At 62.4% G+C, this 24,245-nt stretch carries 24 protein-coding genes and 3 pseudogenes; 11 read left to right on the plus strand and 16 right to left on the minus strand.

Annotated features, from left to right (window positions below):
* Window positions 1–94: 94 nt before the first annotated feature.
* On the plus strand, window positions 95–2,233 hold the full coding sequence (gene pnp / locus I6L32_RS11950; RefSeq protein WP_029314766.1) for a polyribonucleotide nucleotidyltransferase: 2,139 nt from the start codon (window positions 95–97) through the stop codon (window positions 2,231–2,233).
* A gap of 142 nt (window positions 2,234–2,375) precedes the next feature.
* Window positions 2,376–3,587, plus strand: coding sequence for an MFS transporter (locus tag I6L32_RS11955; RefSeq protein ID WP_102983962.1), 1,212 nt, complete (start codon window positions 2,376–2,378; stop codon window positions 3,585–3,587).
* 3 nt (window positions 3,588–3,590) lie between these two features.
* Here the strand turns inward: I6L32_RS11955 and I6L32_RS11960 are convergent, their stop codons facing one another.
* On the minus strand, window positions 3,591–3,944 hold the full coding sequence (locus I6L32_RS11960; RefSeq protein WP_216943926.1) for a DsrE/DsrF/TusD sulfur relay family protein: 354 nt from the start codon (window positions 3,942–3,944) through the stop codon (window positions 3,591–3,593).
* Window positions 3,945–4,104: 160 nt separating this feature from the next.
* Here I6L32_RS11960 and I6L32_RS11965 point away from each other — a divergent pair, with 160 nt between their 5' ends.
* The gene (locus I6L32_RS11965) at window positions 4,105–4,497 is read left to right on the plus strand and encodes a DUF1090 domain-containing protein (protein ID WP_039041125.1); all 393 of its coding nucleotides are present in this window, start codon (window positions 4,105–4,107) and stop codon (window positions 4,495–4,497) included.
* 85 nt (window positions 4,498–4,582) lie between these two features.
* On the opposite strand, the pseudogene I6L32_RS23665 reads toward I6L32_RS11965, so the two are convergent.
* From I6L32_RS23665 to yegQ, 5 genes and pseudogenes are all read right to left on the minus strand, one after another.
* Window positions 4,583–4,675 (minus strand): annotated as a pseudogene (locus tag I6L32_RS23665) (ferredoxin); the annotation flags it as partial.
* Between the two features lie 14 nt (window positions 4,676–4,689).
* Window positions 4,690–4,785 (minus strand): annotated as a pseudogene (locus I6L32_RS23670) (ferredoxin); the annotation flags it as partial.
* Between the two features lie 14 nt (window positions 4,786–4,799).
* Window positions 4,800–4,895, minus strand: a pseudogene (locus I6L32_RS23675) (ferredoxin); the annotation flags it as partial.
* A gap of 14 nt (window positions 4,896–4,909) precedes the next feature.
* Window positions 4,910–5,158, minus strand: a complete 249-nt coding sequence (locus I6L32_RS11970; protein WP_010675358.1) for a YfhL family 4Fe-4S dicluster ferredoxin — start codon at window positions 5,156–5,158, stop codon at window positions 4,910–4,912.
* A gap of 1 nt (window position 5,159) precedes the next feature.
* A complete protein-coding gene (gene yegQ, locus I6L32_RS11975) occupies window positions 5,160–6,524 on the minus strand; it encodes a tRNA 5-hydroxyuridine modification protein YegQ (RefSeq protein ID WP_010675357.1) in 1,365 nt (454 codons plus the stop codon).
* 443 nt (window positions 6,525–6,967) lie between these two features.
* Here yegQ and I6L32_RS11980 point away from each other — a divergent pair, with 443 nt between their 5' ends.
* Window positions 6,968–7,894: a L,D-transpeptidase family protein gene (locus I6L32_RS11980; RefSeq protein ID WP_041212511.1), complete on the plus strand. Its 927-nt coding sequence runs from the start codon at window positions 6,968–6,970 to the stop codon at window positions 7,892–7,894.
* A gap of 71 nt (window positions 7,895–7,965) precedes the next feature.
* On the opposite strand, the gene I6L32_RS11985 is transcribed toward I6L32_RS11980, so the two are convergent.
* The 4 genes from I6L32_RS11985 to fldB all read right to left on the minus strand — a co-directional run bounded on the left by I6L32_RS11985 (window position 7,966) and on the right by fldB (window position 12,362).
* Window positions 7,966–8,343 (minus strand): VOC family protein, encoded by a 378-nt coding sequence (locus I6L32_RS11985; RefSeq protein ID WP_010673739.1) that lies wholly within the window; start codon window positions 8,341–8,343, stop codon window positions 7,966–7,968.
* A gap of 142 nt (window positions 8,344–8,485) precedes the next feature.
* Complete coding sequence (locus tag I6L32_RS11990) at window positions 8,486–9,826, minus strand: TldD/PmbA family protein (RefSeq protein WP_128313605.1); 1,341 nt, start codon at window positions 9,824–9,826, stop codon at window positions 8,486–8,488.
* A 106-nt stretch (window positions 9,827–9,932) separates the two neighbouring features.
* On the minus strand, window positions 9,933–11,333 hold the full coding sequence (locus I6L32_RS11995; protein WP_128342967.1) for a TldD/PmbA family protein: 1,401 nt from the start codon (window positions 11,331–11,333) through the stop codon (window positions 9,933–9,935).
* 510 nt (window positions 11,334–11,843) lie between these two features.
* Window positions 11,844–12,362 (minus strand): flavodoxin FldB, encoded by a 519-nt coding sequence (gene fldB, locus I6L32_RS12000; RefSeq protein WP_216943927.1) that lies wholly within the window; start codon window positions 12,360–12,362, stop codon window positions 11,844–11,846.
* Between the two features lie 183 nt (window positions 12,363–12,545).
* Here fldB and xerD point away from each other — a divergent pair, with 183 nt between their 5' ends.
* Window positions 12,546–13,445 carry a site-specific tyrosine recombinase XerD gene (gene xerD, locus I6L32_RS12005; RefSeq protein WP_042014490.1) on the plus strand — a complete coding sequence of 300 codons (900 nt, stop codon included), beginning with the start codon at window positions 12,546–12,548 and terminating at the stop codon, window positions 13,443–13,445.
* A gap of 72 nt (window positions 13,446–13,517) precedes the next feature.
* On the opposite strand, the gene mscL is transcribed toward xerD, so the two are convergent.
* On the minus strand, window positions 13,518–13,928 hold the full coding sequence (gene mscL, locus I6L32_RS12010) for a large-conductance mechanosensitive channel protein MscL (RefSeq protein WP_010673746.1): 411 nt from the start codon (window positions 13,926–13,928) through the stop codon (window positions 13,518–13,520).
* A gap of 259 nt (window positions 13,929–14,187) precedes the next feature.
* Here mscL and I6L32_RS12015 point away from each other — a divergent pair, with 259 nt between their 5' ends.
* The 6 genes from I6L32_RS12015 (at window position 14,188) to nqrE (ending at window position 19,853) form a co-directional block, all read left to right on the plus strand.
* Window positions 14,188–14,892 carry a disulfide isomerase DsbC N-terminal domain-containing protein gene (locus I6L32_RS12015; RefSeq protein WP_216943928.1) on the plus strand — a complete coding sequence of 235 codons (705 nt, stop codon included), beginning with the start codon at window positions 14,188–14,190 and terminating at the stop codon, window positions 14,890–14,892.
* Window positions 14,858–16,588 carry a single-stranded-DNA-specific exonuclease RecJ gene (recJ, locus tag I6L32_RS12020; RefSeq protein WP_216943929.1) on the plus strand — a complete coding sequence of 577 codons (1,731 nt, stop codon included), beginning with the start codon at window positions 14,858–14,860 and terminating at the stop codon, window positions 16,586–16,588. Before I6L32_RS12015 ends, recJ begins: the two co-directional genes overlap by 35 nt.
* A gap of 149 nt (window positions 16,589–16,737) precedes the next feature.
* Window positions 16,738–17,919, plus strand: coding sequence for a MerR family transcriptional regulator (locus I6L32_RS12025; protein WP_214002481.1), 1,182 nt, complete (start codon window positions 16,738–16,740; stop codon window positions 17,917–17,919).
* 39 nt (window positions 17,920–17,958) lie between these two features.
* Window positions 17,959–18,462: a GNAT family N-acetyltransferase gene (locus I6L32_RS12030; RefSeq protein WP_139737766.1), complete on the plus strand. Its 504-nt coding sequence runs from the start codon at window positions 17,959–17,961 to the stop codon at window positions 18,460–18,462.
* Between the two features lie 306 nt (window positions 18,463–18,768).
* Window positions 18,769–19,062: a hypothetical protein gene (locus I6L32_RS12035; protein ID WP_010673751.1), complete on the plus strand. Its 294-nt coding sequence runs from the start codon at window positions 18,769–18,771 to the stop codon at window positions 19,060–19,062.
* Window positions 19,063–19,253: 191 nt separating this feature from the next.
* Complete coding sequence (nqrE, locus tag I6L32_RS12040) at window positions 19,254–19,853, plus strand: NADH:ubiquinone reductase (Na(+)-transporting) subunit E (protein WP_010673752.1); 600 nt, start codon at window positions 19,254–19,256, stop codon at window positions 19,851–19,853.
* Window positions 19,854–19,886: 33 nt separating this feature from the next.
* On the opposite strand, the gene I6L32_RS12045 is transcribed toward nqrE, so the two are convergent.
* The 5 genes from I6L32_RS12045 to I6L32_RS12065 all read right to left on the minus strand — a co-directional run bounded on the left by I6L32_RS12045 (window position 19,887) and on the right by I6L32_RS12065 (window position 24,130).
* Window positions 19,887–20,375 carry a GNAT family N-acetyltransferase gene (locus tag I6L32_RS12045; protein ID WP_124244425.1) on the minus strand — a complete coding sequence of 163 codons (489 nt, stop codon included), beginning with the start codon at window positions 20,373–20,375 and terminating at the stop codon, window positions 19,887–19,889.
* 145 nt (window positions 20,376–20,520) lie between these two features.
* The gene (gene lipA, locus I6L32_RS12050; RefSeq protein ID WP_039041111.1) at window positions 20,521–21,486 is read right to left on the minus strand and encodes a lipoyl synthase; all 966 of its coding nucleotides are present in this window, start codon (window positions 21,484–21,486) and stop codon (window positions 20,521–20,523) included.
* Window positions 21,487–21,571: 85 nt separating this feature from the next.
* Window positions 21,572–22,264 carry a lipoyl(octanoyl) transferase LipB gene (gene lipB / locus I6L32_RS12055; protein WP_010673755.1) on the minus strand — a complete coding sequence of 231 codons (693 nt, stop codon included), beginning with the start codon at window positions 22,262–22,264 and terminating at the stop codon, window positions 21,572–21,574.
* Window positions 22,265–22,357: 93 nt separating this feature from the next.
* Window positions 22,358–22,621 carry a DUF493 family protein YbeD gene (ybeD, locus tag I6L32_RS12060; RefSeq protein ID WP_010673756.1) on the minus strand — a complete coding sequence of 88 codons (264 nt, stop codon included), beginning with the start codon at window positions 22,619–22,621 and terminating at the stop codon, window positions 22,358–22,360.
* Window positions 22,622–22,900: 279 nt separating this feature from the next.
* Window positions 22,901–24,130, minus strand: coding sequence for a D-alanyl-D-alanine carboxypeptidase family protein (locus I6L32_RS12065; protein ID WP_039041110.1), 1,230 nt, complete (start codon window positions 24,128–24,130; stop codon window positions 22,901–22,903).
* Window positions 24,131–24,245 lie beyond the last annotated feature (115 nt).

Below are 24,245 nucleotides of genomic sequence, written 5' to 3' on the forward strand. Positions count from 1 at the left end.
CCTCACAGAATTGACGTCCGCGCTTACCTTTTGATGCGAATCAAGTATACTTGCACGCGAATTTAAAGCGCCAAATTGTTAAAAGGAAATTCACGTGAATCCTATTGTAAAGTCATTCCAGTACGGTCAACACACCGTCACACTGGAAACCGGTGTGATGGCCCGTCAAGCCACTGCGGCCGTCATGGTCAGCATGGACGATACCTGTGTCTTCGTGACCGTCGTTGGCAAGAAAGAGGCCGATCACGGCCGTGATTTCTTCCCGCTGACCGTCAACTATCAGGAGCGTACCTATGCTGCTGGTCGTATCCCGGGTGGTTTCTTCCGTCGTGAAGGCCGTCCGAGCGAGGGTGAGACCCTCATCTCCCGTCTGATCGACCGTCCCATCCGTCCGCTGTTCCCGGAAGGCTTCCTCAATGAGGTTCAGGTGGTTGCCACCGTCATGTCCGTGAACCCGGCCGTTTCTCCCGACATCGTTGCCATGATCGGTGCCTCCGCGGCCCTGGCCATCTCCGGCATCCCGTTCGGCGGCCCGATCGGTGCAGCCCGCGTGGGTTACATGAACGGCCAGTACGTGCTGAACCCGACCACCACCGAACTGCCCCAGAGCGATCTGGATCTGGTGGTTGCCGGTACTGCCAATGCGGTGCTGATGGTGGAATCCGAAGCGGCCATCCTCTCCGAAGAGGTGATGTTGGGCGCCGTGGTCTACGGTCACGAGCAGATGCAGACCGTGATCAACGCCATCAACGAATTCGCTGCCGACGTCGGTACCAAGCCCTGGGACTGGACCCCGCCTGCCGTCAACGAAGCGCTGAAAGCCAAAGTTGCCGAACTGGCCACCGCTGAACTGGGTGAAGCCTACCGCATCACCGAGAAGGCTGTTCGTTACGAAACCATCGCAGCCATCAAGGGCCGCGTGGTCGAGCAAGTCATCGCATCCGGCGTGGAAGAAGATGCCAAGAAGATCGGCGAAGAGTTCCACAGCCTGGAGAGCCGCATCGTCCGTGGTCGCGTCGTACGTGGTGAGCCGCGTATCGACGGTCGCGATCCGGAAATGATCCGCGCCCTCTCCGTCGGTACCGGCATCCTGCCCCGTGCCCATGGTTCTGCCCTGTTCACCCGTGGTGAAACCCAGGCCATCGTGGTGGCCACTCTGGGTACCGAGCGTGACGCCCAGAACATCGACGAGCTGACCGGCAATCGCGCCGATCGCTTCATGCTGCACTACAACTTCCCGCCCTACTGCGTCGGCGAGACCGGCATGATGGGCAGCCCGAAGCGTCGTGAAATCGGTCACGGCCGTCTGGCCAAGCGCGGCGTTGCTGCCGTGATGCCGAGCGCCGCCGAGTTCCCGTACGTGGTGCGCGTGGTCTCTGAAATCACCGAATCCAACGGCTCCTCCTCCATGGCGTCTGTCTGTGGTTCCTCCCTGGCGCTGATGGATGCCGGTGTGCCGATCAAGGCCTCCGTTGCCGGTATCGCCATGGGTCTGGTGAAGGAAGAAGAAGGTTTCGTCGTGCTGTCCGACATCCTGGGTGACGAAGATCACCTGGGCGACATGGACTTCAAGGTAGCCGGTACCAGCGAAGGTGTGACCGCGCTGCAGATGGACATCAAGATCGAAGGCATCACCAAAGAGATCATGGAGATTGCCCTGAAGCAAGCTCGTGGCGCTCGTCTGCACATCCTGAAGGTGATGGACGAAGCTATCCAGGCTCCCCGTGCTCAGATCTCCGATTTCGCACCGCGCATCCACACCATCAAGATCAATCCTGAGAAGATCAAGGACGTGATCGGCAAGGGTGGTTCCGTGATCCGCGCACTGACCGAAGAGACCGGCACCAACATCGAGCTGGATGATGACGGTACCGTTCGCATCTCCGCCGTGGCCAACGAAGCCGCCATGGAAGCGATCCGTCGCATCGAGGCCATCACCGCCGAGATCGAAGTGAACCGCATCTACGAAGGCAAGGTCGTGCGCCTGGCTGACTTCGGCGCCTTCGTCAACATCCTGCCGGGTAAAGACGGTCTGGTGCATATCTCCCAGATCACCGATGCCCGCGTGCAGAACGTGGCCGACTTCCTGAAAATCGGCGACGTGGTGAAGGTGAAGGTACTGGAAGTGGACCGTCAGGGCCGTGTGCGTCTCTCCATCAAGGAAGCGAACGCACCGACCGAAGCGGCTGCTGCTCCTGCTGCCGTTGCCGTCGAAGAGCCGGCTGCCGAATAAGGCTGCCGTATGTGAAAGAGCCGACCCTTGGGTCGGCTTTTTTGTGCCTGTCGCCCGGCATGGCGCAGATTGTCTCCTTGTTCCTTTTGGCGCCCCTTGATATAAGGGACGACCCCGCTTCGTTGGCAAAAGGAATTGCAGCATGTCATGGGCCTACCTCAGGCAGTTTCCTTCCCTGGTCTGGATCGTCATCCTGGGCACTTTCATGGTGCGTACCACCTTCTTCATGGTCTGGCCCTTTCTCTCCATCCTGCTCTACCGTGACTACGGACTTTCGGCGACCCTGATAGGCGCCATCCTGGGGGCCACGGCGGCGCTTTCCACTCTCGTCAGCTTCTATGGCGGCTGGCTCTCGGACAAATGGGGGCGGCGCAACATCCTGTTGTTCGGCTGCCTGGTGTCCGCCCTGAGCGTCGCCCTGCTCGGCCTCTCCCACCAGGTGGGCTGGCTGGCACTCGGGGTGATCGGCAGCGGACTCTCCTACGGGCTCATCGACTCACCGGGCAAGGCACTGATGGCCGACAATCTGGCCGAGCCCAAAGCCCGTGAGCTGGCGCTGCACCTGCGTTATTTCCTGCTCAACCTGGGGGCGGCCATCGGTCCTCTGCTCGGCGTCACCTATGGCCTGAGCGCGCGTCAGGAGACCTTCCTGTTGCTCAGTGCCAGCTATCTGCTGCTTGGCATCGTCTTTGTCATCGGGTTCAGGCTGGCAGGTTGCCACACCAGCCAGGCGGCCGGGCCCGGCATGCGTGCTGTGCTGCGGGTGCTCTGGCAGGACAGGGGGTTTCTGCTGCTGATCATGGCCAATCTGCTGCTGATGCTGGTCTACGCCCAGTTCGAGTCGCCCCTCATCCAGTATCTGACCCGCGCGGGGACGCCGGAGGTGGAGCGGCTCATCGGCTGGCTGGTGACGACCAATGCGCTGACCATAGTGATGCTGCAGTTCCCCCTGCTGCACCTGACTGCCCGCTGGTCCACGCGGCGCAAGCTGCAACTCGGGGTGGCGCTCTTTCTCGGCGCCCAGTTGCAGTTTGCGCTGGGGGATACCGCCATCTGGTGGCACTGGATAGTGGCGGTGATCCTCTTGAGCGTCGGGGAGTGCATCCTCTTCCCCTTGCTCAATGTGCTGATCGATCAGATGGCGCCTGGTCATTTGAAGGGGAGCTATTTCGGGGCGGCCTCCATCTCCGGACTCGGGGTGGCCATGGGGGCCTTGCTGGGAGGCTGGGTGCTGGCCCACTGGGGCGGGAGCTGGCTTTACGCCCTGATGGCGCTGCTCTGCCTGGTGATCCTGATGCTCTATGGTCTGAGTACCCGGACCTCGCGCCCTGCGCTGGTCCGGGCCGGGCCCTGACGGCTAGAAGGTCAGCACCTTGTCGGCGGCCAGAGTCCATTGGGCAAGCAAGGGGAGGGTGCCTATCTCTATGCCCTCGACAAGGGGTAGCGGGGTGATGCCGCGCGCATCGGTGCAGCTCTTGCAAAGCCGGATCCGGGTGCCCTGAGCCAGCAGTATCTCCAGTATCTGGCGCAGGTTGTAGCCCTCGGCCGGAGCCTGCCCGGCGAGGGCAGCAGTGACGGCATCCGACATCAGGAAGAGGTTGAGGTCTACCTTCCCCTCCTCTTTGAGGGCAATGCCGAGGCGCAGGGCATTGAACAGGGACTCGCTGCCATAGGGGGCGCCGTTGGCAATGATGAGAATGTGTTGGGTCATGTGGCTCTCCTGATTGAAAAGGCCATTGTAGCCTCGGCGAAAGCGGCCCGGCATGATGCAGAGCACACTCTGTCGTAGCCCGGCCCCGTGTGTCTTGACCTCACACAGGGAGTCAGGTCTCATGGACGGGCATCCAGTATGACAGAACAAAGAGGTTGTTATGTGGAAGATCGCCGGAATAGGCTTATTGTTGTTGGCCGGACAAGCCTATGGTAGTGAAAACATCGGCTGCAAGGCCAGACAGCAGGCCGTGACGGATCAGCTTGCGTTCGCCAGGGCGCACAACAACCAGGAGCAGGTAGCCGGCCTTGAGCGGGCACTGCGCAACCTGGAGGCCCATTGTACCGATGCCGGGCTCCTTGAGGAGCAGCAACGCAAGGTGGTCAAGCAGAGGGAAGAAGTGGAAGAGCGGCTGGCCGAGTTGCAGAGCGCACGGGTATCGGGCAAGCCGGACAAGATTGCCAAGAAGCAGTCCAAGCTGGAGGAGTCCCAGGCCGAGTTGCTGGAAGCCCAGCGCGAACTCGAGGCGCTGCAAAAACTGGTCAAACCCTGAGGGAAGGGCAGCGCAATAGAAAAAGCCGGGCATGCCCGGCTTTTTCTATTTCTGGATAATGCACTCCGCGAGTGTCAGACGCTGACTGCCTGTGCATCCGCACGAACTTCTCCATCCGCTGATCTTCGGTTTCCACCCTATGGGCGGGATCCCGGAGGATGCCGTCCATGGGGCGCAGACGCTGATACAGGTTTACTGCCTGTGCATCCGCACGAATTTCTCCATCAGCTGATCTTCGGTTTCCACCCTATGGACGGGATCCCGGAGGATGCCGTCCATGGGGCGCAGACGCTGATACAGGCTTACTGCCTGTGCATCCGAACAAACTTTTCCATCAGCTGATCTTCGGTTTCCACCCTATGGACGGGATCTCGGAGGATGCCGTCCATGGGGCGCAGACGCTGATGCAGGTTTACTGCCTGTGCATCCGCACGAATTTTTCCATCAGCTGATCTTCGGTCTCCACATGGGCGGGATCCCAGATGATGCAATCGATGGGGCAGACGCTGATGCAGGTCGGCTTCTCATAGTGGCCGACGCATTCGGTGCAGCGATCCGGGTCTATCTCGTAGATCTTACTCCCCAGGGTGATGGCCTGGTTCGGACACTCCGGATCGCACATGTCACAGTTGATGCACTTGTCGGTGATGAGCAGTGCCATCTCAGGCCGCCGAGTGAGGTTGACGGGTATCCTCTCGCTCGCCGAGATTGCGCAGCAGGATGCCGTAATTCACGTCGATCTCCTTGGGAACCGGCACGTAGACCACATGGCCGTTACCCGGTGCGGTGTCGATGAGCTCGCCCTTGCGGTTCTGCATCTGCTCCAGGTTGAAGCTGAGGTTGCCTTGGGGGGTCATCAGCTCCAGGCTGTTGCCCAGCAGGAACTTGTTCTTCACCTCGACTTCGACCATGTCACCGTTGCGACCGGTGATCTCGCCGACGAACTGCTGGGTGTCGGAGACGGAGTAACCGTAGTCGTAGTTCTGGTATTCGCTGTGGTTGTGACGGCGCAGGAAACCCTCGGTGTAGCCGCGGTGGGCCAGGTTCTCGAGGGTGCCCATCAGGGTCGGATCGAACGGACGGCCAGCCACCGCATCGTCGATGGCCTTGCGATAGACCTGGGCGGTACGGGCGCAGTAGTAGAAGGACTTGGTACGGCCTTCGATTTTCAGGGAATGAACGCCCATTTTGGTCAGGCGCTCGACGTGCTCGACGGCGCGCAGATCCTTGGAGTTCATGATGTAGGTACCGTGCTCGTCTTCAAACGCAGTCATGAACTCGCCCGGGCGGTTGGACTCCTCCAGCAGCACCAGGGCATCGGTCGGCTTGCCTGCGCCCAGGGTCGGATCCACCTTTTGCACGGCGATGGGCTCCTGGCGGTGGACGATCTGGCCCACGTCATCTTCCTTGCCCTCGTGCACCTTGTACTCCCAGCGGCAGGAGTTGGTGCAGGTACCCTGGTTGGGGTCACGCTTGTTGATGTAGCCGGAGAGCAGGCAGCGGCCGGAGTAGGCCATGCACAGCGCCCCGTGGACGAAGACCTCCAGTTCCATCTCCGGCACCTGCATGCGGATCTCCTCGATCTCGTCGAGAGACAGCTCGCGGGAGAGGATGGCACGGGTCAGGCCCATCTGATGCCAGAACTTCACCGTGGCCCAGTTGACCGCGTTGGCCTGCACCGAGAGGTGGATAGGCATGTCGGGGAAGGCTTCGCGCATCATCATGATGAGGCCGGGGTCGGACATGATGAGTGCATCCGGCTTCATATCCACCACGGGGCGCATGTCGCGGATGAAGGTCTTGAGCTTGGAGTTGTGGGGCTGGATGTTGGCCACCACATAGAACTGCTTGCCGAGGGCATGGGCCTCGTTGATGCCGAGCTGCAGATTCTCGTGATCGAATTCGTTGTTGCGCACCCGCAGGCTGTAGCGCGGCTGGCCCGCATAGACGGCGTCTGCGCCATAGGCATAGGCGTAGCGCATGTTCTTGAGGGTCCCGGCAGGGGAGAGCAATTCTGGTCTGAACATGTTGGACTCTTTTATCTGATTGCAAATCAGGACGGCGCCACCTGATGGCGTCGTGTGGGTTCATCGGTGGCGCGACCGTCTTCGACGCACGCCCATCCGATGGGGGTACATCGGAGCAGGAGGTGACTCGATACTCCGGATATACGGGGTGCGAGATTGTACTCGTGACCGCCTCGTCATGCAATTTGGGACGGTCTTGGCATGCCTGCGCCATGTTCATTTTACGCTCAGACTGGGGTTGCTAGAGTGCAAGGGGTGAAAGATGCCCCTGAGTTGGCTGTGAAATGGATCTTTTCGGCGAAAAAGACCATCTCCAAGTTGAAATTTTGCCCTGCTCGGGAAAGAATGCGCGCTCGGTTGTTGGTCCCCGGTGACGGGCCCACAAGAGACCGATGATGAGCAGGGCAAAGGCCCACAGGAACAGGAAACCATACAGGAATTTTATGAATCCCCTTCGCATTGCCGCTTCGGCTCTTTTATGTACGCTGGCGCTGGTCAGCCAGCAGGCCGCCGCCGTTGAATACCAGCTGCCTGCAGCCAACAGCCGCCTGATCGGTGAGAACCAGGAATACGTGGTGCCTGCAGACAACCGTCCGCTGGAGCAGATCGCCTCTGACTTCCAGCTGGGTCTGACCAACATCATGGAAGCCAACCCAGGCGTCGACCCCTACCTGCCCAAGGCGGGCAGCACGCTGATCATTCCCCATCAGCTGATCCTGCCCAACGCTCCCCGCGAAGGGATCGTCATCAACGTGGCCGAGATGCGTCTCTACTACTACCCGAAGGGCAAGAACGTGGTGCATGTGCTGCCCATCGGCATCGGCCAGCTCGGGGTCAACACCCCGGAGAACTGGATCACCAAGGTTGAGCGCAAGCGTGCCAACCCGACCTGGACCCCGACCGAGAATATCCGTCGCCGCTACGCCGCCCAGGGCAAGACCCTGCCCGCGGTCTGGCCGGCCGGCCCGGACAACCCCATGGGCCTGCACGCGCTCTACATCGGCAACCTGTACGCCATCCACGGCACCAACGCCACCTTTGGCATCGGTCTGCGGGTGAGCAGCGGCTGCGTGCGCCTGCGCGCCGACGACATCAAGTACTTGTTCGATCACGTGCCGGTCGGCACCCGCGTCCAGTTCGTCAACCAGCCGGTCAAGACCACGGTCGAGCCGGATGGCGGTCGCTACATGGAAGTGCACGAGCCGCTGTCGCGCACCGAGGAAGAGTTCAACTCCACCGCCTCCGTGCCGCTGCCCATGACCCCGGCTACCACCCGCTTCATCGCCCACGCTGACAGCGATTCCAACGTGGTCAAGCAGGTGCTGGAACAGCGTACCGGCATCCCGACCCGCCTCAATCCAGAGGCGTAATGGCCGGCAAGTACAGTTAAACAACAACGGCGACCATCAGGTCGCCGTTGTTGTTTGTGCGTATCCGGACGTCAGCTGGCTGGTGGGGCATAGAGGGCCAGCCAGTTGCCTTCGGTATCCTCGATGATGACCCGGGATCCATGACCACTGCCGATGCTGTGCAGAGGCTCCAGCACCCGTCCGCCGAGCCGTGGGACCAGCAGTTCCGCTTCCTGCAGCCTGTCACCGAGGGAGAGATAGATGAGGGGACCGGCACCGCCGGGCTGGTGATATTTGTCCATGGGGCCGAGACAGGCCGCCGCGTTGCTGCCGTCGTGGCGCAGCATGGCAAAGCGCATGGTCTCTTCCTGGATGGGGGTGACCTGCACATCGAGCAGGGCCGAGTAGAAGTCCATGGCGCGATCCAGATCCCGTGTCGGAATATCGGCCCAGACCAGGGTGTTGTCCATCGTCGTATTCTCCAGAGTTCCCGGCCAACGCGGTCGGTGGCTCTTTGAGGTTAGAAGTGGCTGTCGGGGGGCGCCATGGATAAAAAAAGCGGCGCCTGATGGCGCCGCTTGAAGGGGGAGGAGCCGAGTAAGGCTCCCCCTCTTATTTGCCGGCAATGCTGAGCCCGCCAAAGCGGATCAGCGGGGCATAGAAGTCCTTGCCATCGTCGTGGTGCAGCTGGTTGCCGACCGCTTCCAGCTCCCCGAGCAGACGATAGAAGTTGCCCGCCACCGTGATGCCGCGTACCGGCGCCACACGCTCGCCATTTCGGCAGAGGAAGCCGGAGGCGCCGAACGAGAAGTCGCCGCTCACCGCATCGGCCCCGGAGTGCAGGCCGTCCAGCTTGACCAGCTCCAGGTACTCACCGCTTTGTATCTCGGCCTCGCCGTGGGGGCCGAGCCCGAACACCAGGTGACGAGGGGCCACGTCCAGGGCACTGCGGGCACTGCGGGCGGCTGCACCGTTGCTCGTCACGCCGAAGTGGCGGGCGGTGGCGCTGTTGTGCAGCAGGGTCTTGAGCTCCCCCTCGCCGATGAGCAGGAGATCCGAAGTGGCGGCCCCTTCGCCGTCAAACGCCTTGATCTTCATGCCCCCCGGCATATAGGCACGACTCTCCAGGGTGAGCCAGCGAGAAGCCACGCTTTGGCCCAGCTTGTCGCGCCAGGGGTTGATCCCCTGCTGGGCCCACTTGCCAGACAGTGCGGACTGGAAGCAGCCAAACAGGCTGGCAAAGCAGTGGGTGCTGAAGATGACGCTGTAGCGACCGCTCGGCACCGCCTCACCCATCAGCAGGCCATCGGCCACGGCGTGGATCTGGCGGATGAGAGGCTGGCTCTCCAACTCGTCGAAGCGCCGTGCGTACTGTCCCTGGTAGTGCATGGACTGGCGGCCCTCTCGCTCGATGAGAGCGGAGCTGTGGCAGCCGACGCTGAACTCCTGATGTTCGCAGACACTGCCCTGGCTGTTGGCAAGCCAGAGGCGGCTCTCCCCCTCGAAGAAGCCGTTGTAGGGGGCGCCGGTCACGTCCGGCAGGGCCAGCATGTCGGACTCGAGGCGCAGGGTCAGGGCGATCTTCTCTTCCACAGCCGTGGTGTCGGCCTGATGTATCTCGGCGCAGTCGGTGATGAGCCGGCTCTGCTGCACTGTGATGCGCTGATCCGGGTCCACCTTGGCGAAGCGGCTCGCATCGAGCGCATCCTGCACCATGGCGTCCAGGGCCGACGCGTCGAGGGACTCGGAATAGGCGATGCCGACCCGGCCCTCTTTTATCAGCCGAATGCCGATCTGCTGGCTGCTGGTGACCTTGTATTCACTGAGTTCGCCCTTGTCGGCCTTGAGGGAGAAGGCCTTCTCCTGATTGGCGATGACGTCTGCCTCGGCACCCAGATCGGCGACCTGGTCCAGCAGACGGACAAGCAGTTGGTTCATGTCGAGTTGGCTCATCAGGCGTTCCCTCCGACCAGGATATTGTCAACCTTGAGCGGCGACGGGCCGACTGAAACGCGAATGAGGCGGGAGATGGAACCGCACAGAGTGTAATGGATGTTCATCAGGCGTTCCCTCCGACCAGAATGCTGTCAACCTTGAGCGGCGGTTGGCCGACCGAGGCGGGAATGGATCCGGAGACCGAGCCGCACATGCCGGCGGAGAGGGCCAGATCGCGCCCCACCATGGAGATCTCCTTCAATACCTGCGGGCCGGTGCCGATCAGGGTGGCCGACTTGAGGGGCCGGGTGATCCTGCCCCCCTCGATGAGGTAGGCCTCCTGCACGTTGAAATTGAACTCGCCGGTACCGGGCTGCACAGAGCCCCCCCCCATCCGCTTGGCATAGATGCCGTGCTCCACGGTTGCCAGCATGTCGTCGAGGCTGTAGTTGCCCGGTTCGATATAGGTGTTGCGCATGCGGGAGGCGGGGGCGAACTTGTAGGATTCCCGGCGCCCGGAACCGGTGCGGGCGTAGCCGGTGCGAAGGGCCCCCATTCTGTCCACCAGGAAGCCGGTCAGCACGCCGTCCTTGATGAGCTGGGTGTGCTGGGTCGCCATCCCCTCGTCATCGACGTTGATGGAGCCCCAGGCGTTGCCCTGCAAGCCCTCGTCCACCGCGCTGACCGCGGGGTTGGCGATGAGCTGGCCCATCTTGTCGTGGAACACGGATGCCTTTTTGGCTACCGAGGTGGTCTCCAGCAGGTGACCGCACGCCTCGTGGAAGATGACGCCGCCAAAGCCGCTCTCCATGATGACCGGCAGCTTGCCGCTCGGGCAGGGGGCGGCCCCCAGCTTCACCAGTGCCTGGCGGGTGGCGGTGAGAGCCAGCTCGCGGGGATCGATGCTCTCGGCATGCTCCCATCCCTTCATGGCTCCGGGGGCTTCATAACCTACGCTCTGCTCGCCCCCGTCCAGGGCGATGGTCTGGGCCATGATGCGGTTGTAGTGGCGGCGATCGCTCACCTGGACCCCTTCGCTGTTGAAGATCTCCACCTCCTGCTCCCAGCCGAGCACGTTGCCCGAGAACTGGCTCACCTTGTCGCTCTCGGCGCGGGCCGCAGCGTTCATGGCATGCAGGTAGGCGATCTTCTGCTCCAGCAGCTTGTCGGCCGACAGCGGCAGGGCGATGGGGTTGCGGTCGGTCAGGCGGGTGAAGTCAAAGGCAGTGGCGGTGACCACGGGGTCACGCCTGTCCTTGGCCGCCAGCAGGGTAACGATGCGCAAGAGCTCGTTGCGATCGGCCAGATTGGTGTAGCCGTAGAGCACCTTGTGGCCGTAGCACAGGCGAACGCCGATACCGAAGTCGAGACCACCGCTGATGTTCTCTATCTGGCTGGAGAGCAGGCTGAGCTGGCTGCGGCGCTTGCGCTCCACAAACAGCTCGGCGAAGTCGGCACCCAGCGCCAGCGCGTGATCGAGCACGTCGCGGGCGATGGCGGGGGCCAACAGGGAGAATGAAGTCATAGAATATCCTTTTCTGGTCTGTCCGTTTGCTTCCGACACCCGGCGTTGTGTTGTTATGGGGTGTCGACCTCATTGTTGCAGACCAGAAGCAAAAAGTCGCTATAGCGTCAGCCGATGATACCAAACGAGAAAATCGGTGCGATTTATGCGCCCGGCAGCCCGAGCGCAGGCTACCGGCAGGGGAGGTTGGCGCCGCTCATGGCGCTCGTTTTATATGAGGTTGACCCACTGCTCGATACGGGGTCGGTCTGGTCGTCAATTGGCTGGCGTCGTCGAACATCCAGGCGATCAAGGTCAGAGCAGTTCGTGGATCTCGCTCAGGATCTGGTCGACCCACTGCTCGATGCGGGGTCGGTCTGGTCGTCCATTGGCTGGCGTCGTCGAACATCCAGGCGATCAAGGTCAGAGCAGTTCGTGGATCTCGCTCAGGATCTGGTCGACCCACTGCTCGATACGGGGTCGGTCTGGTCGTCCATTGGCTGGCGTCGTCGAACATCCAGGCGATCAGGATCAGAGCAGTTCGTGGATCTCGCTCAGAATCTGGTCGACCCACTGCTCGATGCGGGACTCGGTCTGGTCGTACTGGTTGGCGTCATCGAGGGCCAGCCCGACGAAGTGACGGCCATCGTCGATGAGCGCCTTGGAGGCGTCAAACTCGTACCCCTCGTTGGGCCAGTAGCCCACCAGCTTGACCCCCTTGGGGACCAGCTGATCGTGCAGCAGGCCAAGGGCATCCTGATACCACTCCCCATAGCCCAGCTGATCGCCCATGCCAAACAGGGCGATGATGCGTCCCTCCAGATGCAGGTCGGCGATGTCTTCCCAGCGGGATTCCCAGTCCTCCTGCAGCTCGCCGAAGTCCCAGGTGGAGATGCCCAGGATCAGGATGTCGTACTCCTGCATGCGGGCGAGGGCCACATCCTTGATGTTGTGGAGATCGACCAGCTCGGGGCCGATGAGGGCGCGGATCTTCTCGGCGGCCATCTCGGTGTAGCAGGTGGTGGAGCCATAAAACAAACCTATCTTCATCGCTCTTCTCTTGATCGCAGTCGGCAAGGGGCGTGACCGGCACAGCGGCGCCCGGGGGGAGGGCGCCAGTCTAGCAGATTGCGCCGGGCTCTTCACCGCCTGAGGGGATGTGCAGCCTTGCCTTGCGGCCCGGGTGGGTCGGCACGTTACAATGGCGACCTGTTTCCCTGAGCGCGGCGCACCATGAGCAAAGCAGAATCCCATCCCCTGATCGAGCCGTTTCTCGACGCCCTCTGGCTGGAGCGGGGGCTCTCCGACAACACGGTCAGCTCCTATCGCACCGACCTGGAAAAATTTGCCCTCTGGCTCGATGAGCAAGGCGGTTCCCTGCTGCTGGCGGGGCTGGACGACATCCAGCACTACCTCGCCTGGCGGGTGGACCATCAGTTCGCGGCCAGCAGCACGGCCCGTTTCCTCTCGGCCCTGCGCCGCTTCTACCAGTACCTCAATCGCGAGAAGCTGCGCAGCGACGATCCCACCGTGCTGCTGGAGGGGCCAAAGCTCCCCAAAAAGCTGCCATCGGATCTGAGCGAAGCCGAGGTGGAGGCGCTGCTGCAAGCGCCCCTGGTGGACGACCCGCTGGAGCTGCGGGACAAGGCAATGCTCGAGCTGCTCTACGCCACCGGGCTGCGGGTGTCCGAGCTGGTGGGGCTGACCGCCGAACACGTCAGCCTGCGCCAGGGGCTGGTGCGAGTGGTGGGCAAGGGCAACAAGGAGCGCCTGGTGCCCATGGGGGAGGAGGCGGTGCACTGGCTGGAGCGCTACTACCGGGAGGGGCGCACTCTGCTGCTGGGTGGCACCAGCTCGGACGTGGTGTTCCCCTCCAAGCGGGCCCGGATGATGACCCGCCAGACCTTCTGGCACCGCATCAAGCTCTATGCCCTGAGAGCCGGCATCAGGGGGGAACTCTCCCCCCACACCCTGCGTCACGCCTTCGCCACCCACCTGCTCAATCACGGTGCCGATCTGCGAGTGGTGCAGATGCTGCTGGGCCACGCGGATCTCTCCACCACCCAGATCTATACCCACGTGGCCAACGAGCGGCTCAAGGCACTGCACGGCCAGCACCACCCCAGAGCCTGATCGCCTCACCTGCCTTGCAACAAAAAACCGCCCGAAGGCGGTTTTTTTCAGCACACGACAGGGAGGAAACGGTTATTTCCCCTGCTGGGATTTCAGCAAGTCGCGGATCTCGGTCAGCAGCTCCTGATCCTTGGTGGGGCCGGCCGGGGCAGCGGCCTCCTCTTCCTGCTTCTTCTTCAGGGTGTTGATGGCCTTGAGCCCCATGAAGATGGCGAAGGAGATGATCAGGAAGTCGATACAGGTCTGGATGAACTTGCCGTAGGCGATGACCACGGCAGGGGCATCCCCTTCGGCGGCCTTCAGGGTCACGGCGAGATCGCTGAAATCCACGCCCCCCAGGATCAGCCCGATGGGGGGCATGATCACGTCTCCCACGAAGGAGGAGACAATCTTGCCAAAGGCGGCACCTATGATGATACCGACCGCCATGTCGATGACATTGCCCCTGGATGCAAAGGCCTTGAACTCTTGAATAAGACTCATTTTTCCCCCTATAAATGGACGACGTGCCACCTGAGCGCACGTCGATTTGAATAATAAAACATCAGCAAAACAGAGGGATGACTAAAGATGTCTCCCGTCGTCCTGATTAGCTTGCGGGGCTCAAGCCCGATTGGCAACCTGTCATCCCGTGATTTTTTCTTGCGGACGTTATTAATAGATAACTAATTAAGGTCTTTGGGAGAGGGAATTGTCTGGGTTACCTTATGAGACCCTTCAATCATGCCAAGTGAATGAGCTGATGCGATATTTACTGCTGGGAATGATGCTGCTGTGCGCTTTTGCGGCCAGAGCGGGGATGGACCCCCATGTGTTGAAACAGACCATAGAGCAGCGCCTCGGTGTGCAGGTCTACCTGGTGGACGAGACCCCCATGCCGGGCCTCTATCTGCTGGGCACGGCCCAGGGACTGCTCTACAGCGATGCCAGGGGAGACTATGTGCTGCAGGGCTCCATGCTGGATCTGGCCCACGACATGAGAAACCTCACCCGGCTCAGCCAGCAGCAGCAACGCAGGCTGGCGCTCTCCCAGATAGGGGAGGCCCGGCTCTGGCTCAAGGCCACCCCTGAACGCCACCGCCTCACCCTGTTTACCGATCTCGCCTGCGGTCCTTGCCGCATCGCGCTGGAGGAGTTGCCCCGCTTGCAGGCGAGGGGCGTGAGCGTGCAACTGCTGCCTGCGCCTGTCGCCGCCTCGGATCAGGCTAGCTGGTGCGATCCCGGTCTGCTGCGCGAACTCAACTTCAGCGATCGTTTGCCTGAGAGCGGCTGTAATGCGATCCTTGCCCATCATATCGGCCTGAGCCAATGGCTCGGGATCAAGGCGTCACCGAGCTGGGTCCTGCCCAATGGCGACCTGGTGCGCGGTTACCAGAGCCCCGAACAACTGCTCAAGATACTGGATCACGTCAATGCCCCTGCAAATCCGTCGTCGTCCGCGAGTTGATGATTCCCATCTGCCCGCCACCCTGCACCCGCTGCTTCGCCAGATCTTCGCCAGCCGCGGGGTCGAAGACCCTGCCCTGCTGGAGCGCAGCGCCAACCAGCTGCTGCCGCCCCAGCGCCTGTTCGGCATGGCGCAGGCGGTGCTGCTGCTGGCCGAGGCGCTGACGGCGCAAAAACGCATTCTCATCGTCGGTGACTTCGACTGCGACGGCGCCACCAGCTCGGCCCTGTGCGTGCTGGCCTTGCGCGCCATGGGGGGGCACCACATCGATTTTCTGGTGCCCAACCGATTCGAGTTCGGCTATGGCCTCACCCCGGAGATCGTCGAGCTGGCGGTGGCCCGCGGCGCCGAGTTCCTGATCACGGTGGACAACGGCATCTCCAGCATCGCCGGGGTGGCGGCGGCCAAGGCGGCCGGCATGCAGGTACTGGTTACCGATCACCATTTGCCGGGTCAGGAGCTGCCTGACGCCGACGCGATAGTGAACCCCAACCAGCATGGCTGCGACTTCCCCTCCAAGTCCCTGGCCGGGGTCGGGGTCGCCTTCTATCTGATGGCGGCCCTCAACACCCATCTGCGCCAGAGCGGCTGGTATGAGCGCCAGGGGCTGCGCGCCCCCAACGTGGCGGATTACCTGGATCTGGTGGCCCTCGGCACCGTGGCCGACGTGGTGGCGCTCGATGGCAACAACCGCATCCTGGTTCATCAGGGGTTGCAGCGGATCCGGGCCGGCCGTTGTCGCCCCGGCATCCAGGCGCTGGTGGATGTGTCGGGCCGCGACGGGCGTCGCCTGTGCGCCGCCGATCTCGGCTTTGCGCTGGGGCCGCGTCTCAACGCGGTGGGCCGGCTCGATGACATGTCCCTCGGGGTCGCCTGTCTGCTCTGTGACGACATCAACCTGGCGCGCCAGCTCGCCTCCGAAATGGACAGCCTCAACCAGGAGCGCAAGGAGATCGAGCAGGGGATGCAGCAGGAGGCGCTCGCCACTTTGGAGCAGATCCGTTTTCGTGACGGCGAGGTGCCCTCCGGCATCGTGCTGCACCGAAACGAGTGGCATCAGGGGGTGGTGGGGCTGGTGGCCTCCAAGGTGAAGGAGAAGTACTACCGCCCGGTCATCGCCTTTGCCGAGAGCAGCGAGACCGAGCTCAAGGGCTCCGGGCGCTCCATCCCGGGGGTGCACCTGCGCGATGCGCTGGAACTGCTCGATACCCGCCACCCCGGCTTGATGGGCAAGTTTGGCGGCCACGCCATGGCGGCCGGGTTGACCCTGCCCAAGGCCAATATCGAGGCCTTCGGGCGGGCTTTTGAGGCGGTCATCGGCGAGCTGGTGACCCCTGAGCTCTTGACCGGGGTGCTGCTCACCGACGGCGAACTGCTGCCGGACGAGCTCACCCTCGAGCTGGCGGAGCTGATCCGCGCCTCCGGCCCCTGGGGTCAGGCCTTCCCCGAGCCGCTGTTTGACGGCGAGTTCGTGCTGGTGCAGCAGCGGCTGGTGGGGGAGAAGCACCTCAAGATGATGCTGACCACGGATTCCGGCCACGCGGTGGATGCCATCGCCTTTGGCGTCGACTTGCAGCGCTGGCCCGATGCTTCGGTGAAGCGGGTGCGGCTGGTCTACCGGCTCGACGTCAACGAGTGGCGTGGCAACCGCAGCGTGCAGCTGCTGGTGGAGCATCTGGAAGCCGCCGGCCTCTGATCCCGCGAGTCTCTCTTGCTGTCGGTGACGGCCACCTCAGGGTGGCCGTTTTTTATGGTGTGAACCCGGATGTTGTCGTTGACCCGTCTATTGCTTCACAGTTTAAGCTTCCCTTCATCGGGTCACGGACCCCTCAGCGAGTGGTTGTCATGAAAATATCCGAACTGGCCCGGCGCTGCGGCCTGGCCCGCTCCACCTTGCTCTATTACGAGAAGCTGGGGGTGATTGCGGGCACAAGGGGCGCCAACGGCTATCGCCACTACGACGATGACGATCTGCAGCGGCTGCGGATGGTACAGGCCCTGCAGGCCGGCGGGCTCAGCCTCAAGCAGTGCCTCGCCTGTCTGGCGGGCGAGCTGGAGCAGGCGACACTGGAAGCCCGGGTCAGGGAGCTGGATGAAGAGCTGGCGCGGATGCAACGCGCCCGGGATCTGCTGGCGGATCTCGCCGGTTTGCGTGCGCACTCCGGCGACGAGTTCAAGGCCTGGCAGCTGCAACTGCAGCATCAAGCCCCGCAGACTTACTTTGCCTGGGTGATGAAGCAGGGATTCAGTGAAAAAGAGCGTTACCACCTGCAGTGGCTCAGCAAAGACATGAATGAACATGAACGTTACATCCGGGATTTCAAGCGGCTGCTGGATGGCATGAGCTATTGGGGGCCGGGCGATAGCCTCTTCACCCAGCAGCAATTTGCCGCGCTGCCCAGCCAGCCTCGCCGGATCCTCGACATGGGCTGCGGGCGCGGCGCCGCCACCCTGGCGCTGGCACAGGTGACGGACGCCACCATAGTGGCCATCGATCTGGACGAGGAGGCGCTGGCCGCCGTGGCCCGTAGCGCCAGTGCGGCGGGGCTGAGTCATGTCACTACCCTGTGCGCCAACATGGCGGCGCTGCCGGCAGATCTTGCCCCCGCCGATCTCATCTGGGCCGAGGGGAGCGCCTACACCATCGGGGTGGCCAACGCCTTGCAGGCATGGCGGCCGTACCTTGCCGGTCCTGCTGCCTGCCTGGTGCTGAGCGACCTGGTGTGGCTGACAGACACGCCGCCAGAGGAGGCATTGGCGTTCTGGCAGCGGGATTATCCCGCCATGCAGACCCTGGCGGGCCAGCTCAAAACGGTGAAGGAGGCGGGTTATCGCTGCCTGTGGCACACCCCGTTGCCGCAAAGGGCCTGGGACAACTATCTGGATCCCATCGAGCGCAATCTGGCGCGCCACCGTGCCGAGCTGGGGGATAACCCAGCCTGGCAGGATCTGAGCCGGGAAGTGGCCATCCACCGCCAACACCTGGGCAGCTACGGCTATGTGATCTGCTGCCTGCAGACAGTCTGATCAGGCCATCCATTGCAAGATAACAAACGGAGAAAACCTATGAACATCATCATTCGGCCCGAAACAGGCGCCGATCACGACGCCATTGAAGCGCTGACCGTGGCCGCGTTCCTCAATGCCCCCCATACCGATCACAACGAGCAGCTGATCGTGCGTGACCTGCGCCAGGCCGGGGCACTCAGCCTGTCGCTGGTGGCGGAGCAGGAGGGACGGATGGTCGGCCACCTCTGCTTCTCGCCGGTGACCATCAGCGATGGCAGCCCGCACTGGTATGGTCTTGGTCCTATTTCCGTCTCTCCCGAGCTGCAAGGCAAGGGGCTGGGGTCACGGCTGATGGAGGCGGGTCTGGCCGAGCTCAAGGGGATGGGGGCGGCTGGCTGCGTGGTGCTGGGGGATCCCGGCTTCTACGGCCGTTTCGGTTTCGTGTCCGAGCCGGGGTTGACGCTGCCCGGCGTGCCGCCCGAGTACTTCATGACACGCTCGTTCGGCGCTGCCATGCCCAGTGGTGAAGTGCGCTACCACCAGGCCTTCCAGCAGGGGTGAGCCCTCACCTTGAGGAAGATGCAAGTCGCTTTCTCAAGGTGGTGCAACCTTGTCGGTTTTAGAGAATGGGGCGGTGTTTAATATCAACCTTTCTGATATCTCATGGTGGAAAATGCAATAAGTGACGGTATTGTGATATATTCCACCTGTAATTTTTCTTGACGGACAGCCCCCTTGTCATCCTCTCGCCGCCCCTCGTCATGGCCGATGGTGCTTGCCATCGCCTGCCTTCTCTGGCTTGCCGCTGCGGCGGCGGCAGGGGTCGTTGCAACGCCGGGAATGGAGACGCAAGGGCAGGAGCGGCCGATGCTGTTCCATGAGCCAGCGAACCCGGGGCTTGCCGACAACGTCAGCCTGCCGCCCGCCTCCCAGTGGCGGCTCGGTTTCGAGCAGGGACGGCGACTGGAAGGGGCCGCTCATGCCGAGCTCTACCAGATGCTGCTGGCCTGGTTCCAGCACGAGATCCTCGGCCTGCTCTGTGGCCTGCTGTTCTTCCTGCCCCTCATCTACCTCAGGCAGCGGCCCGACTACTTCGGCGCTCTGCACACACGGCGGCTTCGCTGCCACCACCTGCAATATCGCTTCTGCCAGGGCGACTAGGTTCACCAGCCGGGCGCCCGCCCGTTTGATCCCCGTCATTGAGTACCGCTGACCGGGCTGCTCGGCAGTCTGGCGGCTGCCGTGGTCATTACCGGGTGCTGCGCCAGCTCTCTCTGTAAACGTCATCTTCGCGACTGGCCGTTGGCCGGGCGCGGACATGCTCTTATTGCAACCAAGTGGTGAACTCATTCATGGACTATTACGTCAATCTCTTCATCCAGTCGATCTTTGTGGAAAACCTGGCGCTGGCCTTCTTTCTTGGCATGTGCACCTTCCTGGCCGTTTCCAAGAACATCAACACCGCCTTCGGTTTGGGCATGACGGTGCTGGTGGTCATGGTGATCGCCATCCCCCTCAACAACCTGATCTACCGCCATATCCTGCGTCCCGAGAGTACCTTCCTCGGGGAGTTTGATCTGGGCTTTCTCGATTTCATCGTCTATATCGGGGTGCTGGCGGCGCTGGTGCAGGTGATGGAGATGGTGCTCGACAAACATTTCCCGGCGCTCCATCACGCGCTCGGCATCTATCTGCCGCTGCTGACGGTGCATTGCGCCATCTTCGGCGGGGTGATGTTCATGGCCCAGCGGGATTACGACTTCATCGAATCCGTGGTCTACGGGGCGGGCTCAGGGCTGGGCTGGCTGCTGGCCATCGTCGCCATTGCGGGATTGCGCCAGAAGATGAAGTATTCGGATGTGCCCGAGGGGCTGCGGGGTATCGGCATTACCTTCATCGTGGCGGGGCTGATGTCCCTCGGCTTCATGTCCTTTTCCGGCATCTCGCTCTGAGCCATGGGCCGGGTGGTGGCCCAATGAAGGTGCTCAATCCAGACGCTTTGCCATGTTGTAGCCGGTGATGGTGAAGCCCAGCGCCTGATAGAGCGCCAGTGCCCTCGGGTTGTCATGGGCCACCCTCAGCTTGATCTGGTGGATGCCTAGGGGGGCGCTCTGCGCTTCCAGGGCGGCCATGGCTGCCTTGCCGAGGCCGCGACCACGATGGGACGGTGTCACATAGAAGTCGTAGATGAAGGTGGTGCCGGCGGCGCCGTCGATGGCGTGCCAGAGATAGCCCAGAGGCTCGCCCGGCGCGTTCGAGGCTTCAGGTACCATGGCGAGCAGGTGATGACCCGGGGTGGCGACACCCAGTGGCAGGAGCTGCTGCAACGAGGCGTCGGCCTGACGGTGGGCGTCAGGCAGCGCCATCCCGTGGTTGCTGGCAAGATCCTGGGCGTAATCCTCGATGAAGTAGTCGCGATAGGCGGGAAAGTCTGCGTCACGCAGGGGGATCAGGCGAACGGTGAGAGTCGGCATCCGGCACAGCACTCCAGAGAAGGGGAGTGGCCACGTTACGCCAGAACGGCGCCAATCACAAAGGGACAACCGCTGCCTGCGAGGTGACGGCGATAAAAAAAGAGCGCCCAGAGGCGCTCTTTTTTCTGCCAGCAGGAAAAGAGGCTTATTTGACCTCTTCCCCCTTGGCTTGCAGGTCTGCGTGGTAGGAGGAACGCACGAAGGGACCGCAGGCGGCGTGGCTGAAGCCGAGATCCATGGCCACATCCTTGAGTTCGTCGAACTCTGCGGGCGGCACATAACGCTTCACCGGCAGGTGGTGGCGGCTCGGTTGCAGGTACTGGCCCAGGGTCAGCATGTTGACGCCGTGCTCGCGCAGATCCTTGAGTACCTCGACGATCTCCTCGTTGGTCTCGCCAAGGCCCATCATCAGACCGGACTTGGTCGGCACGTGGGGGTGCATCTCCTTGATGCGGCGCAGCAGCTCCAGGGACCACTTGTAGTCGGCGCCCGGACGGGCAACCCGGTACATGCGCGGGGCGGTTTCCAGGTTGTGGTTGAAGACGTCAGGCGGGGTCTCGCGGAACACCTCCAGCGCCTGCTCCATCCGGCCACGGAAGTCCGGGGTCAGGATCTCGATGCGGGTCTGGGGGCTGTGCTCGCGGATCTCGCGAATGCAGTCGGCGAAGTGCTGGGCACCGCCGTCCCGCAGATCGTCGCGGTCCACCGAGGTGATCACCACGTACTTGAGGTTCATCTCCTTGATGGTGAGTGCCAGCTTCTTCGGCTCCTCCGGATCCAGCGGCAACGGACGGCCGTGGGCCACGTCGCAGAAGGGGCAGCGGCGGGTACAGATGGCGCCCATGATCATGAAGGTCGCGGTGCCGTGGTTGAAGCACTCCGCCAGGTTGGGGCAGGAAGCCTCTTCACACACAGAGTGCAGCTTGTTTTTGCGCAGGGTGCTCTTGATGTGCTCGATCTTCTGGCTCGACGGCGGCAGCTTGATCCGCATCCACTCCGGCTTGCGCAGCACTTCCTCGTTGGGATCCGGCATGAATTTCACCGGGATCAGGGCCATCTTGTCGCCATCGCGCAGCTTGACGCCCGGCTCCATACGAACGGGTTTGCTCATGATTCACTCTCGGTGTTTGTTATTGTCTGGTTGACAGTCACCAGGGGCCTTGCGGCTCCCTCGTGACCACGGGGCATGGGGTTGCTCATGCCGCCTCTTCGGTATTCGTGATCTCTTGGTAGCCAATCAGGCGGGCCAGCTCCGTCACCAGCAGGGACTGTGCCTCGGCGACGCTCTGCGGGCCGCCCAGGGCGCTGGTCTGGGTCATGGCCATGCCCGCATAGCCGCACGGATTGATGCGCAGGAAGGGAGTCATGTCCATGTTGACGTTGAGGGCCAACCCGTGGAACGAGCACCCCTTGCGAATGCGCAAACCCAGGGACGCCAGTTTGGCTTCCATACCCAGATCGCTCTTCACGTAGACGCCCGGGGCATCGGCCTTGGCGTAGGCCTCGATATTGCTTTTGGCGAGCGTGTTGATGATGGCGGTTTCGAGGCAGGTCACCAGCTCCCGTACAGAGAGCTTGCTGCGGCGCACATCCACCAGCACGTAGAGCACCAGCTGGCCCGGGCCGTGATAGGTCACCTGGCCACCGCGATCACTCTGCACCACCGGGATGTTGCCCGGGGCGAGCAGGTGTTCGGCCTTGCCGGCCTGGCCCTGGGTGTAGACGGGGTCATGCTCCACCACCCAGAACTCGTCCGGGGTGTCGGGGGTGCGATTGTCGGTGAACGCCTTCATGGCGTCCCACACCGGCTGGTAGGGGCGACGGCCCAGCTGTCTGACGAGCAGTTGGCCGGCTGACGGTTGTGGCTCGGCGGGCGTTTCGAGTGACATCTTTCCTCACTGGCGGCGCGGTGTCGGTACGGTCGCCGCTGCGACCGGGCGGCAAATAATCAGTCGCCCCGGTGGCGGGGCGAGAGAGGCAACTTACAGGACGTAACGAACCAGCTCGATCTTGCCAAGGGCGGTATACATGGCCTCGATGTGTTCCTTGCTCTGGGCGGTGACCGTCACCCGTACCGAGTGATAGTTGCCCTTGGAGCTCGGTTGAACGGTCGGGCTGTAGGTGCCGGGAGCATGTTGCTGCAGCACTTCCACCACCATGTCGGGCAGGGCGGGATCGGCCACGCCAAGCACCTTGAACGGGAACTTGCAGGGGAACTCCAGCAGTTCATCAAACTTGGTATTCATCTACTTCACCTTTCTGGGTCGCCGGGAAGCGACGTCATCTTTACGTCTTTGAGGGCCGCCGAAACGGTCCCCTCATCTGCCCCCAGGGGGCAGTTCCCAGTCTATATGGGCATGAGCCGCCTCGGGATCAAGACCCGGCGGTGTAGCAAGACGTGGAAATGCTGCTTTTTACCACAAATCGTCAGTCGGCGGAACCTGCAGATTACAGGGTTATTGACTGGACAGACCGCAAAAGACAGCAGCGGCGCCTGTTGGCGCCGCTGCTTGAGGAAGGGTCTGTTACTTGAACCAGCTGGAGACCAGCATCACCAGGTAATCCCACAGGCGGCTCATCAGGCCACCTTCCTGCACCTCTTCCAGGGCAACCAGGGGAACCTGCTTGATCTCCTTGTCCCCTTGCTTGAGGTACACGGTGCCGACGCGCTGGCCCTTGGCCAGGGGCGCCTTCAGCTCGCTCTCCAGTTGGAAGTCCGCCTTGAGGTTGTTGCCCTGGCCACGGGTGACCAGCACGGAGACGTCCTTGTCGACCCCCAGCTTCACTTCAGACTTGTCGCCCATCCAGATCTTCTGGGTGACCAGTTCGGTGCCCGCCTTGTAGGGGGTCAGGCTCTGGAAGAAGCGGAAGCCGTAGGTGAGCAGCTTCTTGCTCTCGGCGGCGCGGGAAGCCTCGCTATTGGCCCCCATGACCACGGCGATCAGGCGCATGCCTTCGTTGTTGGTGGCGGAAGAGACCAGGTTGTAGCCGACCTGGCTGACGTGACCTGTCTTGATGCCGTCAACCTGCAGGGATTGGTCCCACAGCAGGCGGTTGCGGTTGTGCTGGGTGATGCCGTTGAACACGAAGGACTTCTGGGAGTAGATCTTGTACTCCTCCGGCTGATCGTGGATCAGGGCCTGACCCAGGCGGGCCATGTCGCGGGCGGTACTGTAGTGGCCCTCTTCATCCAGGCCGTGGGGGTTCTTGAACTGGGAGTCCTTCATGCCGAGCTTGGCGGCCCAGGCGTTCATCAGGCTGGCGAAGGAGTCGGTGCTGCCTGCCAGGTGCTCGGCCATGGCGACACAGGCGTCATTGCCGGACTGGATGATGATGCCCTTGTTCAGATCATCGACGGAGACCTGCTTGCCCACCTCGATGAACATCTTGGAGGAGTCGGAGTAGTTCTTGGACCAGGCGTTCTGGCTGATGGTCACCATGTCGGTGCCCTTGATGTTCCCCTTGTGCAGCTCGTCGCCGACGATGTAGGAGGTCATCATCTTGGTCAGGCTGGCGGGGGGCAGACGCTCGTCGGCGTTCTGCTCGGCCAGCACCTGGCCGGAGAAGTAGTCGATCAGGATGTGGGCCTTGGCGGAGATCTCGGGCGCGGCAGGCACCACCATGGGGGCGCTGTTCAAAGTGGGGACCGGCTGGGCACTCGGCAGGGCCGAATCCGGGGTCGGAACAGGCTGGTTGGCCTGAGCGGTGGCGCTTAACAGGGAGGCCAGAATAACGGAGCGGGCAAATTTGGACATCTTGAAATTCCTGGTGCCTGGATGGGTTGTACCCAAGTTGAAAAAAAGCGGGCCCCACTATACCAGATGTGCGTGTCGGTCATAGTCCGAGATGCGACCTGGACGGGATTTTATG

The organism is Aeromonas sp. FDAARGOS 1402, from assembly GCF_019046925.1.
Taxonomy (GTDB): Bacteria; Pseudomonadota; Gammaproteobacteria; order Enterobacterales; family Aeromonadaceae; genus Aeromonas; species Aeromonas caviae.

Bases quoted from the DNA above. Each gene is read 5' to 3' on its own strand.
- I6L32_RS11985 (WP_010673739.1), bottom strand. From the start codon at position 8,343: ATGGACAACACCCTGGTCTGGGCCGATATTCCGACACGGGATCTGGAT.
- I6L32_RS11980 (WP_041212511.1), top strand. From the start codon at position 6,968: ATGAATCCCCTTCGCATTGCCGCTTCGGCTCTTTTATGTACGCTGGCG.
- fldB (WP_216943927.1), bottom strand. From the start codon at position 12,362: ATGAAGATAGGTTTGTTTTATGGCTCCACCACCTGCTACACCGAGATG.
- lipB (WP_010673755.1), bottom strand. From the start codon at position 22,264: ATGTCACTCGAAACGCCCGCCGAGCCACAACCGTCAGCCGGCCAACTG.
- ybeD (WP_010673756.1), bottom strand. From the start codon at position 22,621: ATGAATACCAAGTTTGATGAACTGCTGGAGTTCCCCTGCAAGTTCCCG.
- yegQ (WP_010675357.1), bottom strand. From the start codon at position 6,524: ATGTTCAGACCAGAATTGCTCTCCCCTGCCGGGACCCTCAAGAACATG.
- I6L32_RS11955 (WP_102983962.1), top strand. From the start codon at position 2,376: ATGTCATGGGCCTACCTCAGGCAGTTTCCTTCCCTGGTCTGGATCGTC.
- I6L32_RS11965 (WP_039041125.1), top strand. From the start codon at position 4,105: ATGTGGAAGATCGCCGGAATAGGCTTATTGTTGTTGGCCGGACAAGCC.
- nqrE (WP_010673752.1), top strand. From the start codon at position 19,254: ATGGACTATTACGTCAATCTCTTCATCCAGTCGATCTTTGTGGAAAAC.
- I6L32_RS12025 (WP_214002481.1), top strand. From the start codon at position 16,738: ATGAAAATATCCGAACTGGCCCGGCGCTGCGGCCTGGCCCGCTCCACC.
- I6L32_RS12015 (WP_216943928.1), top strand. From the start codon at position 14,188: ATGCGATATTTACTGCTGGGAATGATGCTGCTGTGCGCTTTTGCGGCC.
- recJ (WP_216943929.1), top strand. From the start codon at position 14,858: ATGCCCCTGCAAATCCGTCGTCGTCCGCGAGTTGATGATTCCCATCTG.
- I6L32_RS12045 (WP_124244425.1), bottom strand. From the start codon at position 20,375: ATGCCGACTCTCACCGTTCGCCTGATCCCCCTGCGTGACGCAGACTTT.
- I6L32_RS11990 (WP_128313605.1), bottom strand. From the start codon at position 9,826: ATGAGCCAACTCGACATGAACCAACTGCTTGTCCGTCTGCTGGACCAG.
- I6L32_RS12035 (WP_010673751.1), top strand. From the start codon at position 18,769: ATGCTGTTCCATGAGCCAGCGAACCCGGGGCTTGCCGACAACGTCAGC.
- mscL (WP_010673746.1), bottom strand. From the start codon at position 13,928: ATGAGTCTTATTCAAGAGTTCAAGGCCTTTGCATCCAGGGGCAATGTC.
- I6L32_RS12065 (WP_039041110.1), bottom strand. From the start codon at position 24,130: ATGTCCAAATTTGCCCGCTCCGTTATTCTGGCCTCCCTGTTAAGCGCC.
- I6L32_RS11960 (WP_216943926.1), bottom strand. From the start codon at position 3,944: ATGACCCAACACATTCTCATCATTGCCAACGGCGCCCCCTATGGCAGC.
- xerD (WP_042014490.1), top strand. From the start codon at position 12,546: ATGAGCAAAGCAGAATCCCATCCCCTGATCGAGCCGTTTCTCGACGCC.
- I6L32_RS11970 (WP_010675358.1), bottom strand. From the start codon at position 5,158: ATGGCACTGCTCATCACCGACAAGTGCATCAACTGTGACATGTGCGAT.
- I6L32_RS11995 (WP_128342967.1), bottom strand. From the start codon at position 11,333: ATGACTTCATTCTCCCTGTTGGCCCCCGCCATCGCCCGCGACGTGCTC.
- lipA (WP_039041111.1), bottom strand. From the start codon at position 21,486: ATGAGCAAACCCGTTCGTATGGAGCCGGGCGTCAAGCTGCGCGATGGC.
- I6L32_RS12030 (WP_139737766.1), top strand. From the start codon at position 17,959: ATGAACATCATCATTCGGCCCGAAACAGGCGCCGATCACGACGCCATT.